Here is an 18,096-nt window from a genome sequence, read left to right on the forward strand (position 1 = left end):
GGGCCGCTGATGCGGCCCAGTTGCGTTTTGGGAGTGTGTCGGCAGGATGCAGTCGATGCTGTTGCAGTTGCCTGATCCAGCTGTCTGCCGCTGGATAGCCAGAGCGCCGGGATTGTTTCGCTCATTGGCCGCGCGCTTGCCGGCGTCGCGGATAAAGCCACGCTCCACGCGGAAGAGGGGGCGAGGGTATGGGCGAGGCAGTGGTGCGTCACCGTCGAAGGCGCGTGGCGACGGGTTGGTCATTGCCGAAACCAGGGACTCTTGCGGCACACCCTCATCCGCCCCTGGGCGGCACCTTCTCCCCATGAAGGAGGGCAACATCTCGAGGGGAGAAGGAAGCAGCACGTCCCTGATTTAAGTAAGGGCAAAGTCCCTCACAGGGCTCCAACACGCGCGATCACAAGCGCGCTATCACCGATCGAGCAGCAACTGCTGTTCAAGCGCCTTGGCAAATTCAGGCAATGGGCAGGCCATCCGTTGCGTCGGAGCGCACAGACCCAGCGCCAACTGCTGCTGCAACGGCGGGTGGGCCAGATCCAGCAGTGCCAGGGTGCGTAGCTGATCCAGTGATTGCGCCAGATAGCGGGCACGCACCACCCGCGTTCCGTCGGGTTGGCGCCACAGGCCTAGCAGCAACGCGCCACCCGGTGGCGGATCGTCGGCGCCGTAGCCAGGCAGATGGAAATGCACACCCAGCAGGCCACTCAATGCGGCGATATGGGTGTCGCTGCCGACGAACAACGAGATCTTCGGCGCCTGCGCGTCACCGAAACGTTGCAAGACCTCGCGCGCCAGCGGTGCACCCGAACGCGAGGCCATGTAGTGCGGCCGTGCGTAAATGTCGAACAGCAAGGCGTGCAAGCGGGAGACCTGGGCCAGGCGCTCGGGCGTGGCGCGGCCCCAACCGACCTGCGAGAGCGGCAGGCCTTCTGCGTATTGCAGCAGCAACACCTCGCCGGTGCCGGACGTCAGATCAATCGGGCCGCCTAATGCAAGGCCGCGCCCATTGGCCGACGGCGCCAGCGTGGAAGGCATCTGCGCGAAATCGCAGGGCGTCTGCGTGCAGCCCAGAATCTGCTGCAGTGCCTGCAGCTCGGCGGCATGGCCTTGCAGCAAGGCGGCAGGGCCACCGGTCTGTTGCCGGATCGATGCGACCGCTGCGGCCGCATCGAACGGCACCGTGCCGGCTTCGATCGGTCGGAACAGCGGATCGTTGCTGCCAGCCTCCCGATGCCCGGCGACGACGCCGCAGCCGGGTGCGAGCGCATCGGCCAGCAACGCGCCACTATCGATGGTGCGTTGATCGGTATTGGCCCACACCGACATGCTGCCGTTTGCGGGGCATCCACTGCTCGGCAACAGCGCGTGCTGCACCAACCATTGGCGCAGATACTCGCCGCTCAAGCGCACGCCTTTGCGACCATGCGGGGTGAGAAGGCTGGCAGGCGTGGACCACTGCGGCCAGGGTTGGTCGGCATAGTGCGCGGCGGCGGCCTCGCCTTGCAGTGGTGCGCGCACGCCATGCCGGAACACCACCACCACGCGCTCCAGTTGCGCGGTCTGCGCGGATGCCGGCGCGCCGGTACCCACCTGGTCGCCGGCGGTGCCGGTCGATTGATCGCCACCGCGCGCTGTGGAGGCGCTTGGAATCGAAGCGGCGCAGCCGCCCAACGCCAACCCAGCCGCCAAGACCAGGCACCACATGCTGCCGGTTGCCACCAGCATGCCACGGGGCGTGCTGGACCTCGGCGCAGTGCCGACGCAGTGCCTGCGCCTTGCCTGCCGCGTAGGTGCCGCGATCCCCATCGCGGCACCTACGCTACCTACAGCGCGGTCGGCCAAGCGCGGCGCCCCACCGCCGGCCCACAGCGCGCGTCGCGGTGCCCCCTGCCCGGTTCCGTGGCAATCACCGGCGGACCCTGCCCGGTGTTGCGCGTCCGTCATGCCGTTTGCATCTTGCTGTGCGCCTGTCGGGTCGTCGCATGCGAGTTTCGCGCGATCAGAACACATATTTTGCGGTCAACAGGCTGGTCATGCCGGAATCGACGATGTCGGAAATCGCATCGGTCTCGTGGCCCACATGTGCCCAATAGCTGTGCTGTTTGGTGAGGTTGGCCACCGACAGATCCACACGCAGGTGCTCGTTCGGTGCATAGCCCAGATGCAGGTCCACGCGGGTGATCGGCTTGATCCACAGGTTGTCCCAATTTGCGCCCTTGTTGAGATAGTCGTACACCGACACGTATTCGCCGGAGTAGTGATAGCTCAGGTTGACCGACCACGGCCCCTTTTCGTAGAACAGCTCCGCATTGGCGAGCAGGTTCGGTGCGTTCTGGATACGTTCGTGCGAGAAGCCCTCTTCTCCCAGATCCACGCGTGTGGTCTGGCGGGTGAGGTTGGCACCGATGCCGAAGCCGTCCAGCGGTGCGGGCAGGCCCTGGAAGGTTTGCCGCACGGCCGCTTCCATGCCCAGCACGCGGCCGTCGCCGCCGTTTTGCGGACGGACGAAACGGATGTTGCCGCTTTCGCTTTCGCCGGCATTGGCGGCGTTCGAACCGCTCTCGTAGATGTAATCGGTGAGGCGCTTGTAATAGCCTGCCAACATGGCGTGGCCGCCGCTGTCGTTCTGCCATTCGCCCGACAGGTCCACGTTGAGCGACTTGATCGGTTTCAGATCCGGGTTGCCTTCAGTGATGGTGGTCTGGCCATCGCTGGAGATGTCGGTGGAGCGGCCGCCGCCCAGTTGCACGAACGCCGGGCGCGTGTAGCTGGTCCACACCGAGCCGCGATACACCGCGCCATCGCCATCGGGCCGGTAATTGACGAACACGCTGGGCAAGGCGACGTTGTAGCGCGTGTGGTTATTGGCGAACGCGCCGACCTGCTCGGCACCGTTGATGGCGGCCGGCTGTGCCCAGAACGTGTTGGTGATGGCGGTATGTTCGAAGCGCACGCCCGGCAGGATTTCCCAGTTGCCGGTGCGCAAGGTGGCCATCGCGTAGGCAGCGCTCACCGCTTCGGTCGCGCGCATGGTGTTGCAGTTGAGGTTGTTGGTCGCCAACTGGCCGCAACTGTCGAAACTGGCGGGCGTGAGCGTGCGTGCGATCAGGTCGTTGAGGGCTGCATTGCTCAGGCGCACGGTGGGAAACGCGTATTGGCCTGGATATACCGCATCGTAGCGCTGCGCGATCAGGCCGGTATCGCGCAACAAGGTGCCGTTGGTGTACTTGGCATTGGTCCAATCGCGATCGGTGAAGCTGCGCGAGCTGTCGACATACTTCACGCCAAAGGCAATGCGGCTGAGCAGTCCCGCATCGAAGTCATATGCCACATCGAACTTGCCGCCGCCCTTGTCCTGACCGCTGTATTGCTTGGAAATCTGCCCGGTGCGCCGCGCATACAGGCTGCCCACGTCCGAGGCCTGCGCCTGCATGGCCGGGGTGAGCAATGGGATCGGGAAACCGTCGCCGTCGTAGCTGATGAAGCGGTTGGCGCCGTAGGCGAAGTTGGTCGAACTGTACTGGTCGTTGCGCGCGGAGATTTCCACGTGATCCGGGCGATCGTTATTGCCGGTGCCGTAGAAGATGTTCGGCGCGAACGTCCAGTGGCCGAGCTGCTTTTCTGCACCGAACTGCACGGTGGCCAGATCGGCCTGCTCGGGATTGGTTTCGTACCAGTAACGCACCGCAACCCGATTGATCTGCGGCTGATACACGCCGCTGCTGCCGATCTGGGTGAAGCTGACATTGGCCGGCACGAACTGCGTGTAGCCGGTGTTCTGCTCGGTCTTGGCGAAGGCGTAGGTCATGCGTGCATACAGATGCAGGCTGGGATCCACACGCCAATCGAAGGCCGCATTGCCGCCGTAGCGGCGCGTGTCGCCCTGCGAGTAACCGATATTCACGCCGGTGCTCTGCAAGACCTCTTGCGGGTCGGCGCCGGCCGCCAGATTGCCGCTGGCATCGGCCCGTGCGAATTTCCATGCGCCATCGTTGCGTGCAGCCGAGGCAGAGGCCACTTCGCTGTTCACGAAATGGCGCTCGTCGTAATACGCACTCACCGACACGCCGAACTGCCCGGCATCGCCGAAACGCGCATGCCAATCGCCGGCTGCGCCACTGCCCAGACCAGAATCACCGTAGTCGCGCGCACGGCTTTCCAGGCGTCCACTCAACGTCACGCTGCCACCCTGGCGATCGGGCGAATCGAATGCACTGGGCGTGCGGTAATCGATGGTGCCGCCGATCGCATCGCCGTCCATGTCGGCGGTAGAGGTCTTGTTCAACACGATGGTCTGCAGGCCCGAAGGCGGCAGCAGGCTCAATTGCACACCGCGGCTGTACGGCATGCCCTGCGCGACATTGATGCCGTTGATCAGGTTGACGTTGTATTCGGCATTGAGGCCGCGCACCGATGAAAACATACCTTCGCCGCGCGCGGCGCCGTCGATGCCGCCGAAATACGACTGCCCGGTATTGATCACGTTGACGCCCGGCATCAAGCCCAGCGCTTCGGCTACGTTGTGCACGGCGGTGGTCTTGAGATCGTCGGCCGACAACACGTTGACGGTATTGGTGGCGGCCATCTGCATGTCGGTCGCGTTATAGCGCGTGGCAGCGACAGTGACCTTGTCCAGCGTGGCCATGTCGCCCTGCGCGGGCGTCGTGGCTTGGGTGGCCTGTGCCGCGGCATGGCCGCACAGTGTGCACAACGACAAACACAGCGCCTGCGACAACCGCGAAGGACGCAACAGCGAACGACGAACGACCATGATCGAATCCGATGAATGCAGCAGCGCGCCATGGATACGCGCCAAGGCTGCGCCGCCGCGAATGTGGGGAAGCCAAGCAGCCAGCGGAGGCGGAACTGCATCACACCTGCAAGCAGGCGCCGCGCATGGTGGTGATGCGGTATTTCAGTTTGGTGACCGTGCTGGCGAACATGACAAATGCACGCAACGCATGCGCAATTCGGCACAGTCGTTGGCGTATGGAGGCGAAAATTGTCGAAGGTCTGCGCTGCTTGCCTGGCGCACACATCCTCCGACATCAGGGCATGCACGCCAGCGACGCGTTGCACGGGCCCTGATGTTGGCGCAGACACGCATTTCAATCACCTGACGGTTGCGCGCGAACGGCGAGCTGGGGCCGGCAGCCTGTTGGCGACCCAGCCAGCATGCGATCGACGCGCATCACGGTTGCACGCAGGGCAGCCCACACCAATGCGCGCGCGGCTCAAGCGCGCTCCCCGCTCGCCACGCCTGCGTCAGGTGCGCAGGAAGATTTCCACCCGTCGATTGAGCTGCCGTCCGCCTGGATTGTCCTGGCCGTTGACGGTATTGGGCGCAACCGGCTGCGATTCGCCATAGCCTTTCGCATTGGCCGACTGCGCGGCACCGCGGGCGCGCAACGCCGCCAGCACGGCATTGGCGCGGCGCTCGGAGAGCGCCTGGTTGTAGTCGTCGCTGCCCTTGGCATCGGTGTGTCCACGCACCTGCATGTCTTTTGCACTGACCTTGGCCAGCGCGGCACCCAGGATGTCGATCACGCGCGCCGCATCGGGGCGGATGTCGGACTTATCGAAGTCAAACAGGATGCGGTCGTTCAAGGTGATCAGATAGCCGCAAGGTGCGCCGGGCGGTGCGAACTTCTGCAGCGGTGGGAAGCGGCCGGCCGGCGGCACTTTCGCTAGCGGCGGCATGCGCACTTCGCGCGGCGGCGTACCCACCGTGCCGGTGCCGTCACCGTGGTTTTGCACCAGGCCATCCGGACCATTCCAGGTACCCGAGCCGTCTGCGTTGATGGTGATCAGGCCACGCGGCCCGTTCCAGGTACCGCTGCCGTCGCCACGATTGTCGACAAGCCCGCTCTTGGCGCTGTTCCAGGTACCGGCGCCCTTGCCATCCAGGCTGATCAGGCCGGCCGGGCCGTTGTAGGTACCGCCACCATTGGACTGCACATCGATGAGCGCCCCGCCTTTCCCGCCCTCGCCGGTCGCATTGATGGTGCCGCTGCCGTCGGCGTTGACGTTGACCAACCCACCTTCGAAGTTGGCAGTGCCGCTGCCGTCGGCCTTGAGATTGAACAGGCCGCCATCGCCATTGCGCAATAAATTGCCGTTGGCATCGACGCTGGTGATGCCGGCATCGGTGATCAAGGTACCGCCATCGCCGCAACGTGCCGGGGCGACGCTGACGCCTTCGATCGGGTCGAGAATATCCTGCAGCGATGCCTCCAACGCGCGCTGCGCCGGGGTCACGCCGACGATGTCGGGCACCACGATCGTCGGGATGGCCGGAAATTCCGGTACGGCTTCGTTGGCGCCCGCTGCAGCATTCGACGTGCCCGCAGACTGCACAGGTGCTGGGAGTGTTGCACTGGCAGCATCGGTGGCGTCCTTCTGCGCTTCACCGCGCCCACAACCGGCCAACAACACTGGCACCCACAACATCACCGACAGCTTGCGCATCGTCTCTTCCCTGTTCGAGCCTATCGTCAGATCCGCCTAATAACACGAGCGCGGTCAAAAAGGCGCTAAGGGCCACTATCCGCTTGCCGAGTGCTCCGGTGCTGGCAGTCACGCCGTCTCTGGCCACGCTGCACGAATGGAGATAGCGGCCCGCCCTTGGACATCAACACCGCCCGCCTATTGCGAGCTCACAACTTCGCAGGTGACGCTGCTGCCCCCGGTGCTTGCACCTGCGCGGGTACGTCGCCGGCCTCGGCCTGCAACTGCACATGCAGGATGCGACGAATCTCCAGAATGGCCTGCGGCGTTTCCTGCACGCTATGCCAGGAGGTCACCACCAGTTCCGATGCTGCACCATCCAGATGCGCGCTGCGATACGGCACCAGACCATCGTCGGAATCGGCGAGCGGCACCTGCGGTCTTTCGCGCCCGATGATGGTGTGGTACTGCACAGTTGAAGAAATCGGCAGATCCATCGTGGCGCGCACGAACGGATCGGTGTCGCGCAGGTTGTCGATGCTGGTGGGCACAAGCGCGCGTTCCTTGCGGCGAGGAGAGCCGCCCAAATCGTCGCGCTCGCTGTTGGCCAGGTCCTGCATCACATCGCCGAAGCGATCCAGCAATGCGCCCGGCAGACGTACCAACTTACCGACGAACCGCCCCAGCCCGCCCTCGGCCAAGGGCGTGCCGCGATGCGGCGCGGCGATGAAGATGGCACGGTCGATTTGCGGCATCGGCGAAAAATGCAGCAATGGCCACAATGTGGCGCGCACGCGTGCACCGCGCTCGCCCTCGAGTCGGTAATTTTCCAACAACGCATTCCACAGCTGTTCGCCAGAGGACGACACCAGCAGCCGCCCGATGACTCCGCCCATGCTGTGTCCGATCAAGACCATGTCGTGCGAAGCGATGGCACTGCCGGATGGGTCGAAGTGCTGCAGGCTGCGTTCCACCAGCGCCTGAATTTCTGCACGATTGATCGCCATCGGCGCATTGGTCGGGTAATACACCTGCCAGATCTGATAGCGCTGACGCAGCGTTTCATCGCCCATCACTTCGTTGGCCACATTGACCCAGGCTTCCGGGCTGCTGGCCAGACCGTGCAGCATCAACAGCACGCGGCGGTTGGGGTCGTAGGGCTGCATCAGATACAGATGCGGGCGATCGATGCCGCGAGCGCTGCCCAGCATCGACCGCAGCGACTGTTCCGCAAATCCGGATTTGGCCAGCCACAATCCATACGCGGCAGTGAAGTTGCCGGCCAGCGGCACGCGCTGACCATGCAGCACCACTTCGTTCTGGCGATACGGGTCGTACGGCACCAAGGTGACCAGGTGGCTGCGCAACACCTCAGCGAGCGTGTCGCCCTGAAAGCGCAGCAACACGGTCGCCGGTGCGTACGGCATTTCACTGAACGTGGGTAACGGGCGATCGGGTGGAGCGCCCGCCGCTGCGGCCTGTTCTAATGCGAGGCCGGCAGGGTCGCCCACCAATTGCGGGTCGACTTCGGCGACCAGCTCGGCGCCAAATCCATCGCGACGATACGTACTGCGCAAGCCATTGAAGCGCAGGGCCGAGGCGGCAAAGATGGCACGCGGCGTATTGCCGTCCCCTGGCAGCCGATAGGCGGACAGATCGATGTCGAGCTGCCAGCGACCGACCGTGGCAGGCCCTGGGGTGGTTTCGCCGGCTTGCTGCGAGCGTGCGAACAGGCGCTCTACCACCTGCTGCACGGCGTAGTTGTAGTAATCGCGCACCTGGGTCTGGCGGTTTTCGAACGCACGCGCACTGGGCGCGCGCGCCGTAAAAAACAGGTACGCATATGCATGCCGTGCTGCTTCCAACCAGGCCTCCACCGCCGCATCGCTCATCGTGGTGGGATTGCGTCCACCCAGTACGATGGCGCGCGCAGTCCATAGTTCTGCCTGCGTGGCCAAGCGGCGCTCATCGCCGATACCGGCCTCACCGGTGAGCTGCTGCAGGCACGGCAGCGGATCGACACGGCAGGCCTTGGGCTGCAGGCCGGCAACCTGCAAGGTCTCGCTGCCGGACTGACTCAATTCACCGGTGCTCAGCACATCGCCACGCGTCTGGGCGATGAAGTCGCCGCTGTTGCGCGATTGCACTGTCACCATGGCGCAGCCACTCAACCACAGACTTGCCAGCAGTCCCGCCAGGAGTGCCGCGACGCGGCGACCACGCATGCACGGCATCATCGCGGTGCAGTCGCTGTTGCGCCTGGCGCCGGCGCCAATGGCATGCCGGCACGAATGCGCGCGGAAAAGTCCGCGGCCTTGTCGGCGGCGATCGCACGCGCGGTGAAATGCCCGCGCTGCTTCAAGGTGGCGAAGTCGTAACCGGGCATCAGGCCGTGATGGTCGTAGGCGTATTCGTCGGCATAGCCGGACAGCAGCAGCCGATGATCCAGCGGCAGTGTGGGCTGCAATTGCCGCACCAGCGCGAACACAATGGTGGTGCAGTTGCTGGTGAGCGTGTTGTAGAACGCTGGCTTGCGATCGAGCTCGTTGGCTAGCTCCACATACCCCATAAACATGCGGCGCAACCCGGCCTTGGGTATCGCCAGGCGATACAGGTACATGTCCTCGCCGCGCACGTTGGTGCGCACGCGCAGGATGTCCCGCTCGTCGGCGGCCACCAGCGTTTCTTCGAAACTGCGGAAAAACCCACCCAACGCCGAGAACGATTCGCCACGTTCCTTGCGGATTTCCAGCGAAAACACCACGTGCGAGCCGTCGTCGAAGCCGAACGACACCAGCGTGTGTGCGATCGCCGGGCCCATCCAGTACGACAGCGCAAGATCCGCGCTGACCAGGCGATCCAGATCGTATTGGCGTGTTTTCCAGTGCGGCACGTAGTCGGTTTCGCTATGCCAATCGAAATTGCGCACGTTGTGCAGGGTGACGATGTTGCCCTGCACCTGCGGTCGCAGACGCTGGGCGACATCGTCGGCCCAGTCGCGGTCCTGGCTGGGCTGCATCATCCACCACGACAGCGCCAGCACCACGAACGCCGCACTGAAGATGCCGACCAACGCCCAGTTCTCGCGACCACGGCGCAAGCCCCATAGCGCTGCCAATGCCATCGCGCACCACGACGTCACCCATCCGGCGCGCACTAGTGCGTTACCGGTAAGTGCGTAATAGATCGCCAGACCACCCCATGCTGCGGCCAGCACCAGCGCAACCCGTAGAGCCCAGCGACCGATGCGGGCGCGTGTGGCCGGTGTCATCGCGTGCCGCCTTCGGGCACCTGCATGCCCAGCGCATGCATCAGCAGATCGGCCGAGCGATGCGCAAGCCGCTTGCGCTCGGCCTCGTTGCTGCCGCGCAGGCAACTGCCGAGCATGTCGATCACCAGCAGCACTTGCTCTTCGTCGACATCGGCCCGGCACAGTCCGGCATCGCGGGCGCGATGGACGAACGGCAGAAAGATACTGACCGCACGCCGATCCGCTGCGTCCACTGCCGGGTGCGCGCGTTCGATCGAGCGCCAGAAATCCACCAGCGGCGCGGACTGTGCGATGTGCTCGGCGACGTCGTGCAGCAGCACCGCCAAACCATCCGGGCGGTCGGCCAAGTCGGCGGCCATGCGCTCCAGCCCATCCAGGCCACGCGCCATCAACGCCGTCATCAACGCGATCCGGTCGGGAAAATTGCGGTACAGGGTGGCGCGGCCAAGACCGGCGCGCTCCACCACCAATTCCAGCGGAGCATTGACGCCGTGTTCGCTGAACACTTCGTCGGCGGCATCGAGAATTTGCCGGCGGCGCAGCGCGGCATCGGGGCGGGAAGTCGTCATGCCGGCATTATCGGACAGATTTGTCCGGTTACGCCAGAGTTCGCTTGCCGATTACCCGCCTTCCCCGACCAACGGCATGGTTGCCGCTGATGTGCCGTGGGATTGCCCGCTATGCCGCCGCGCAGCGCGCGGTTCGATCAGCCAGTGTTCTGCACACCTTGCGAGACGCCGTTGACGCAGGCCACCAGCGCGCGCAGCAGCGCTTCGTCTTCGCCATCGGTGGCGCGCCAGCGTTGCAGCAGGTCCACCTGCAACACGCTGATGGGGTCGATGTACGGGTTGCGCAGGCGAATCGATAACGCCAGCCGCGGATCGTGCTGCAACAGCGATTGCTGCTGCAGCAGGGCTTTGACCCAGCCCTTGGTCAGTGCCAGCTCGTCGCGAATGAGCGGGAAAAACCGCGTGTGCAGGTCGCCCGACAACCGCGAGAACAACTCGGCGATGTTCAGATCGCCCTTGGACAACACCATGGCGATGTCGTCCAGAAAGGTGCGGAAGAACGGCCAGTCTTGCGCCATTTCGCGCAAGGTGTCTTCATGCCCGGCATCCACCGCTGCCTGCAGGCCACTGCCCACGCCGTACCAGCCCGGAATCACCGCACGCGCCTGGCTCCAGGCGAACACCCATGGAATGGCACGCAGGTTGGACAACGCCGCGTCCTGGCCCAGCCTCCGCGACGGGCGCGAGCCCAGCGTCATGCGTTCGATCACATCGATCGGCGTGGCCAGACGGAAGTACTGCATGAACTCCGGCGCGCCAACGAAGGCGCGATACGCGACGGTGCTGCGTTCTGCCACCAGATCCATCACCGGGCGCCAGTGTTCCTCGCGCGGCTCGGGCGCACGCGGGCGCAGGCTCGAGAGCAGCACGGCGCCGGTCATCTGCTCCAGCGAGCGCAAGGCCAATGCACGAATGCCGTATTTGCGGTGGATCACCTCGCCCTGCTCGGTGACGCGTAAGCGGCCATCGACACTGCCGCGCGGTGCGGCATCCAGCGCGCGGCTGGTCTTGCCGCCCCCCCTTGCGATCGAACCGCCGCGGCCGTGGAAGAAGGTCAGTCGCACACCCAACTCGGCAGCGGCTTCCAGCAACTCGACCTGCGCACGTTGCAGGCCCCAGCGCGAAGCGGCGATGCCGCCGTCCTTGCCGCTATCCGAATACCCCAGCATCACCATCTGCGTATCGCCGCGCGCGGTCAGATGCTGGCGATACACCGGGTCGGCCAGCAGGTCCTGCACAGTGCCGGTGCCGCCACGCAGATCGTCCACGGTTTCGAACAGCGGCACGATATCCAGCGGCACTGCGCCGGCGGCGTCGACCAGCCCGCCGCGACGCGCCAGTGCGAGCACGGTCAGTACGTCTGCACGGTTGTGCGCCATCGAGATGATGTAGCTGCCCAGTGCATCGGCACCGTGGCGCGTGCGTGCATCGGCGAGCGCGGCAAATACCGCATCCAGCCGCGCATTCCCTTCGTCATCGGCGCGCGGCAACGCCTGCTCGCCTGAGGCATAGGGGCCGAGCACGGCGGCACGCTGCGTCGCGTCCTGTGCGTCCCAGTCGGTCTGGCCCAGGGCATCGGCCACCGCGCGCGCATGCACGCTCGATTCCTGGCGCACGTCCAACCGCGCCAGATGGAAACCGAAGCTGCGCACGCGCCACAACAGCCGCCGCACGGCGAACCAACCGGCATGTAGCCCCTTGTTGGCCTGCAGGCTGTCCAGGATCAACTGCAAGTCGTGTTCGAGCTCCGCTGGAGCCGCGTAGGCGCCGTCGGCGTCGTCCAGCGTGGCCTGCAGGCGTGCGCGCATCAGGTCGTTGAGCAGACGGTACGGCATGTCGCCGTGGCGTGGGCGCGAACGTGCCGCAGCGTCGGGCAGCAGCGCGCGGTAGCGCTCCAGCTGCGCGGTGAGCTCGGGGCTCACCTGCACCAGCGTGGTCGATTGACTGAGCAGGCTAGCCAGCTGCCAGAGTTCTTTTTGATAGCGGTCCAGCACTGCGCGCCGCTGCGCGTCCAGCGTGCCGGCGATGGTGTTGGCATCCACATTGGGATTGCCGTCCATGTCGCCGCCCACCCAGGTGCCGAAACGCAGCAGGCGCGGCAAGGCCGGCACGCTGCCGTAGGTTTCTTCGATGGCGTGTTCCAGCGTTTCGTACATCACCGGGATGACGCGGTAGAGCACCTGGGTGAGATAGAAGCCCACATGCTCGCGCTCGTCGTCCACGGTGGGGCGCACTGGCGAGGAATCGGCCGTCTGCCACGATGCGGTCAAGGCCATGCGGAAACGCGCCGCATCGCTGGCGCGTTCGTTGGGCGTGCGCATGCCGTCCAGATTGTCGACCAAGCTGGCGACCATCAGCTGTTCTTTTTCCAGCAACGCACGGCGCACCGCCTCGGTGGGATGCGCAGTGAACACCGGCTCCACATCGATGCGCGGCAACCACTGGCTGAGTTCGTCCAGGGTCACGCCCTGCGCCTTGAGCCGACGCAAGGCGTCGTGCAGGCCGTCGGGCTGCGGCGTGTCGGTGCCGCTACGCTGGTACTCGCGGCGGCGGCGGATGCGGTGCACGCGCTCGGCGATATTGACGACCTGGAAATAGGTGCTGAAGGCGCGCACCAGCGCTTCGGCGTCACGCGGCTCGCGCCCGGTGAGTTGTTCGCTCAACGTGGATGGCGGAGCATCGCTTTCGCGCCGTGAGATGGCGGTCGTGCGCACGCGTTCGATTTCATCGAGGAATTCCGCAGACACCTGCTCGGCGAGCAGATCACCCACCAGTGCACCGAGCCGACGCACGTCGTCGCGCAAGGGAAGATCGGGGGTAGCGAACACAAGACTGCTGCGGTACTCGTTCATCGGAAACGCACACCCTCTTCAAGCGCAAAGTCGTCGAAGACTAACCCAAAAGGATTAGATGGTTGCGACGATAGCGACGGTTTCAACCACAACCATCGCGCATCGAACAGGATCAACGCACCGAGGTTTACGAGGACGCGACAGCAGCACAGCGTGCAGGAGCGCATGCGTGCGCGATGAGGCGCATCGCGCACGCGTCGCTCTCAAACCAACGCGCCCAAGCGCCGTTGTCGCGCTTGTCACGGTGCCAGGCCCTGCTCGCCCCGACACCGGCGGCCATCGCCATGCGCAATTCACTGCTGCGTGATGTTGCACGACCGCTGCCCCTCATCGCGCGCAGAGCCTGCTGGCATTGATTGCGTTCATTCGTGATGTGTGGCGCACGCTCGTTGGGCGTGCATCAGCCGCCGTCGCCTGCAACAACGCACTGGTGCGCGAGGAGCGCGACCGCCAACGCCGCATCGCGCACCCGCGCCCACTGCCCACGCTGCCTGGCTCACCGTTTACGGGCCGCATCCGTCTGCTGCGTGGGATCGCCCACATGGGTCTTCAACCACTGCTCGCTTTCGGCCAGCATCTGCAGGATCGACTGTCGCGCACGGTAGGCATGCGATTCGTTGGGCAGCATCACCAGCTTCGCGGTGCCGCCCAGACCCTTGATCGCGGCGAACATGCGCTCGCTCTGGATCGGAAAGGTGCCGGTGTTGTTGTCGTCCTGGCCGTGGATCAGCAGCAGCGGGTCCTTGATCTTGTCGGCGTAGTTGAACGGCGACATCGCCTGATACACCGGTTGCGCCTGCCAGTAATTGCGTTCCTCGGCCTGGAACCCGAACGGAGTGAGCGTGCGGTTGTAGGCGCCGCTGCGGGCGATGCCGGCCTTGAACAGGCGCGTGTGCGCGAGCAGATTCGCCGTCATGAACGCGCCGTACGAGTGCCCGCCGATGGCGATGTGCTCGTGGTCGGTGACGCCGCGTCGCACCACTTCATCCACCGCCGCTTGTGCGTCGGCGATCAGCTGCGGCACATAGGTGTCGTTGGGTTCGGCGTCGCCTTCGCCGACGATCGGCATGGTCGGATTGTTGAGCACCACGTAGCCGATCGCCAGGAATGCCTGCGGCCCCCAGTAGCTGATCGCATTGAAGCGATACGGCGAGTCGGTGACCTGGCTGGCGGTGTCGGCGCTTTTGAACTCGCCCGGATACGCCCACATCAGCAGCGGACGTGGGCCATCGCGTTTGGGGTCGTACCCTGGCGGCAGCAACAGCGTAGCGGTGAGGTCCACGCCATCGGCACGCTTGTAGCGAATCTGCTCCTTCTGCACGCCGCGCAACTGCGGCAACGGGTGCGCGAACTGCGTCAGCGCACGCGGTGCCGGCGCCGCATCGTCCAGCGACTGCACGAAATAATTGGCGGGTTCTTCAGGCGATTCGCGGCTGAGCAGCACCTGCGTGCCCTGCGCATCCAGCACGGCCAATGGTGCGGAATAGGTGGGCGCCTGCGAATGGAACAGCCGTGTGGCGCGCTTGCTTTGCAGATCGAAGCGATCCACAAACGGGCGGTCGCCTTCCGGTGAGGCGCCCTTGCCGAGCAGGAACAGGCTGTTGCCATCGACACTGGTCTGCAGCAACTGGCGGCCCTTGCCGTCGGCCACCGTCGCCGGCGTACCCGGGTCGCTGTAGCGGTCCTGCGAGGAGCGGTCCCACAGCAACTCGGGCGCGTGCTTGGGCTGATCGGGGGCGATGCGCCATTGCTTGGTGCGGCGGGTCTTCCACCAGCTCTCGCTGAGGATGGCCAGATCGCCGCGGCCCCATTGGATGCCCTCGAACCGGCTGCCCAACTGCGCCAGCGTCACCGGCGTGCGCGTAAACGGCGCGGCCTGCATCCGTACCGCGTCGCGGAGCTTGCTCTCGCGTGCCGGGTCGCCGCCGTCCAGCGCTTCGGCCCACACCAGCGTAGCCGGTGCGTCGTGTCGCCAGGCGATGTCGCGCACGCCGGTGGGCACGGCGTCATTGCCGGTCGGCAGGCCTTCGACTAAGGGCAGTTGCGCGATCTGGCGCACCAGCTTGCCCTGCAGATCCAGCACCTCGATGCGGCGCGCGAAGTTATCCACCGGCACGAGATACGAGAACGGCCGCTCGCTGCGTTCGCTCAGGATGTACCGCCCATCCGGGGACACCGACAGGTCGAGGTAGATGCCGGGCGTGGCGATCGGGCGGATCTGCCCGGTGACGCTGACGATGACCGGCTGGCCGGTGGCGTAGTACTCGAACACGCGCGCATCGGCCTCGTTGCGCAGCAGGTCCTGATAGGTCGGCAGCGAGCGCACGCCTGCGGCGGCGCTGGTCTGCTGGATCGCCGGGCCGTCCGGCACCGCGTCGCGCGTGGGCGGCGCGCCCTGCCCTGCCACTTGCTGCTGCAGCAGCAAGCCGCTGCCATCGGGCAACCAGCGCAACTCGTCATTGACGCTGGTGTTCAAACCGGCCACCAGGCGCTTGGCCTGCCCCGCCGCCACGTCCACCAGCCACAGCTCGTTGGCGCCGCTGGTCGCGTCCTCGCGCCGGAACGCCAGGTAGCGTTGATCCGGCGACCAGCTCAGCGTGGCCAGCGACAAGGGCGTCGGCAGGCCGGCAATCTGCCGCTCGCTGCCATCGGCGACCGACAGCAGCCACAGCTTGCCGGCGAAGGCGAACCGGCTGCTGGCGAAGGTCTTGGGATGGATGCGCAGGCCGGCCAGTTTGAGCTCGGGCTGGGCCACCTCGGCGATATCCGGCAGCGCCGGCATTTGCAGCATCGCAGCCAGATCGCGTTTGGGCGAGAGGTGCAGCAGCGGCGCGCGCGGGGCGTCGACCACCGCCTGCAGCGCCTTGGAGGGCAGCTGATACCCGCTGGCTGCAGCAGCGGGTTGCCCAGCCGGTGCGCCTGCCGCCACTGCCAGCAGCGGCGCGCTCAATGCCAGCACTCCCACCCACGCCCACGTGTACCGCCGCCCGCCCTGCGCATTCGGCCTTGCCTGCATTGTCCTTCCCCGGTCTCGATCGACCCTGGACCTTAGCAGCCGTCGGTCGGCGACTCCCCTGCCGTTGGTTGGGGGTCGTGCCGATTCAAACCGGCCAATTCATGTCGGAGGGGGGGGCTGCCGATATAATCGACGCTCTCGTCGAGGGGCGCTGCGACCGGTATGGCGGACTGATCCGCCAACTGCACGAAAAGTGCAGGAAATACGGCCAGGCTCGACAAGCATTCATCGTTCAACGGCGCCCGGAATTGCAGACATTGATCTGCCTACCGGAGCTATTGCATGAACGCTGTCACGAAAATTGCCCCACACAACGACTACAAGGTCGCCGACCTCTCCCTGGCCGATTGGGGCCGCAAGGAGCTGGACATCGCCGAGCACGAGATGCCGGGCCTGATGTCGATCCGCCGCAAGCATGCGCAGAGCAAGCCGCTGAAGGACGTGCGCATCACCGGCTCGCTGCACATGACCATCCAGACCGCCGTGCTGATCGAAACGCTCAAGGACATCGGCGCCAACGTGCGCTGGGCCTCGTGCAACATCTTCTCGACCCAGGATCACGCCGCCGCCGCCATCGCGGTCAGCGGTACGCCGGTGTTCGCCTGGAAGGGCGAGACGCTGGAAGAGTATTGGGACTGCACCCTGGATGCGCTGACCTTCACCCTGGCCGACGGCACCCAGACCGGCCCGGAGCTGGTGGTCGACGACGGCGGCGACGTCACCTTGCTGATCCACAAGGGCTATGAGCTCGAAAACGGCTCCACCTGGGTCGACGAGCCGGCGTCCTCGCACGAGGAAGGCGTGATCAAGGCGCTGCTCAAGCGCGTGGCCGTCGAGCGTCCGGGTTACTGGACCCGCGTGGTCAAGGACTGGAAGGGCGTCTCCGAAGAGACCACCACCGGCGTGCACCGCCTGTACCAGATCGCCGAAGCCGGCAAGCTGCTGATCCCGGCCATCAACGTCAACGACTCGGTCACCAAGAGCAAGTTCGACAACCTGTACGGCTGCCGCGAGTCGCTGGCCGATGGCCTCAAGCGCGCGATGGACGTGATGCTGGCCGGCAAGGTCGCCGTGGTCTGCGGCTACGGCGACGTCGGCAAGGGCAGCGCCGCCTCACTGCGTGCCTACGGTGCCCGCGTGATCGTGACCGAGATCGACCCGATCTGCGCCCTGCAGGCGTCGATGGAAGGCTTCGAAGTCAACACCATCGAATCCACTCTGGGCCGCGGCGACATCTATGTCACCACCACTGGCAACAAGGACATCATCACCGTCGAGCACCTGCAGGCGATGAAGGATCAGGCCATCGTCTGCAACATCGGCCACTTCGACAATGAAATCCAGGTCGATGCGCTGAATGCGCTCAAGGGCGTGGAAAAGATCAACATCAAGCCGCAGGTCGACAAGTACGTGTTCGGCAACGGCAACGCGATCTTCCTGCTGGCCGACGGCCGCCTGGTCAACCTGGGCTGCGCCACCGGCCACCCGAGCTTCGTGATGTCCAACTCGTTCGCCAACCAGACCCTGGCCCAGATCGACCTGTGGGAGAAGCGCGACACCTACGAGAAGAAGGTCTATATCCTGCCCAAGCACCTGGACGAGGAAGTGGCCCGCCTGCACCTGGAAAAGATCGGCGTCAAGCTCACCACCCTGACCAAGGACCAGGCCGACTATCTCGGCGTGGACGTGGCTGGGCCGTACAAGCCGGATCATTACCGCTACTGAGACATGGGCGCACGTCGCCCATCCTCCATAGGGTGAATCAACGGGCGCCGCAAGGCGCCCGTTGTGCATCAAGGCCACGATCGGCGCGACGTCGAAGCTGAATCTGCGCACGCGTCGCGCTGTGCGTCATCGCGTGCGCTGTGGTCGGCCGAAAGTGGAGACCGCGCAGCGTCAAGGCCACCAACACGATGGCACTTGCTGCAGCCGCCGTTGGCC

General features: G+C 65.3%; 9 protein-coding genes, 1 pseudogene and 1 riboswitch. Of the genes and pseudogenes, 2 read left to right on the forward strand and 8 right to left on the reverse strand.

Annotation, left to right across the window (positions count from 1 at the left end):
• Nucleotides 1-411 precede the first annotated feature (411 nt).
• Entirely contained in the window at nucleotides 412-2,010 is a 1,599-nt protein-coding gene (locus tag XpruCFBP8353_RS07115) for a histidine-type phosphatase (protein ID WP_101362616.1), read from the reverse strand.
• The gene (locus tag XpruCFBP8353_RS07120) at nucleotides 2,000-4,771 is read right to left on the reverse strand and encodes a TonB-dependent receptor (protein WP_101362617.1); all 2,772 of its coding nucleotides are present in this window, start codon (nucleotides 4,769-4,771) and stop codon (nucleotides 2,000-2,002) included. Before XpruCFBP8353_RS07120 ends, XpruCFBP8353_RS07115 begins: the two co-directional genes overlap by 11 nt.
• On the opposite strand from XpruCFBP8353_RS07120, the pseudogene XpruCFBP8353_RS07125 reads away from it, so the two are divergent.
• Nucleotides 4,770-5,120: pseudogene (locus XpruCFBP8353_RS07125) on the forward strand (hypothetical protein). The gene XpruCFBP8353_RS07120 and the pseudogene XpruCFBP8353_RS07125 overlap by 2 nt on opposite strands.
• A gap of 145 nt (nucleotides 5,121-5,265) precedes the next feature.
• Here XpruCFBP8353_RS07125 and XpruCFBP8353_RS07130 read toward each other — a convergent pair.
• The 6 genes from XpruCFBP8353_RS07130 to XpruCFBP8353_RS07155 all read right to left on the reverse strand — a co-directional run bounded on the left by XpruCFBP8353_RS07130 (nucleotide 5,266) and on the right by XpruCFBP8353_RS07155 (nucleotide 16,155).
• Complete coding sequence (locus XpruCFBP8353_RS07130) at nucleotides 5,266-6,468, reverse strand: OmpA family protein (RefSeq protein ID WP_101362618.1); 1,203 nt, start codon at nucleotides 6,466-6,468, stop codon at nucleotides 5,266-5,268.
• Nucleotides 6,469-6,656: 188 nt separating this feature from the next.
• Entirely contained in the window at nucleotides 6,657-8,672 is a 2,016-nt protein-coding gene (locus XpruCFBP8353_RS07135; protein ID WP_407071305.1) for an esterase/lipase family protein, read from the reverse strand.
• Between the two features lie 8 nt (nucleotides 8,673-8,680).
• Nucleotides 8,681-9,718 carry an Lnb N-terminal periplasmic domain-containing protein gene (locus XpruCFBP8353_RS07140; protein ID WP_101362620.1) on the reverse strand — a complete coding sequence of 346 codons (1,038 nt, stop codon included), beginning with the start codon at nucleotides 9,716-9,718 and terminating at the stop codon, nucleotides 8,681-8,683.
• A complete protein-coding gene (locus tag XpruCFBP8353_RS07145) occupies nucleotides 9,715-10,287 on the reverse strand; it encodes a TetR/AcrR family transcriptional regulator (protein WP_101362621.1) in 573 nt (190 codons plus the stop codon). The genes XpruCFBP8353_RS07140 and XpruCFBP8353_RS07145 overlap by 4 nt, the downstream gene beginning before the upstream one ends.
• A 137-nt stretch (nucleotides 10,288-10,424) precedes the next feature.
• Entirely contained in the window at nucleotides 10,425-13,139 is a 2,715-nt protein-coding gene (gene ppc, locus XpruCFBP8353_RS07150) for a phosphoenolpyruvate carboxylase (protein ID WP_101362622.1), read from the reverse strand.
• Between the two features lie 496 nt (nucleotides 13,140-13,635).
• Complete coding sequence (locus XpruCFBP8353_RS07155; protein WP_101362623.1) at nucleotides 13,636-16,155, reverse strand: S9 family peptidase; 2,520 nt, start codon at nucleotides 16,153-16,155, stop codon at nucleotides 13,636-13,638.
• A gap of 137 nt (nucleotides 16,156-16,292) precedes the next feature.
• Nucleotides 16,293-16,406, forward strand: a riboswitch (S-adenosyl-L-homocysteine riboswitch).
• Nucleotides 16,407-16,437: 31 nt separating this feature from the next.
• Between XpruCFBP8353_RS07155 and ahcY the strand changes: the two genes are divergently transcribed.
• Nucleotides 16,438-17,880 carry an adenosylhomocysteinase gene (gene ahcY, locus XpruCFBP8353_RS07160; protein WP_101362624.1) on the forward strand — a complete coding sequence of 481 codons (1,443 nt, stop codon included), beginning with the start codon at nucleotides 16,438-16,440 and terminating at the stop codon, nucleotides 17,878-17,880.
• The last annotated feature ends 216 nt before the right edge of the window (nucleotides 17,881-18,096 follow it).

It is taken from the genome of Xanthomonas prunicola (genome assembly GCF_002846205.1).
GTDB classification, from domain to species: domain Bacteria; phylum Pseudomonadota; class Gammaproteobacteria; order Xanthomonadales; family Xanthomonadaceae; genus Xanthomonas; species Xanthomonas prunicola.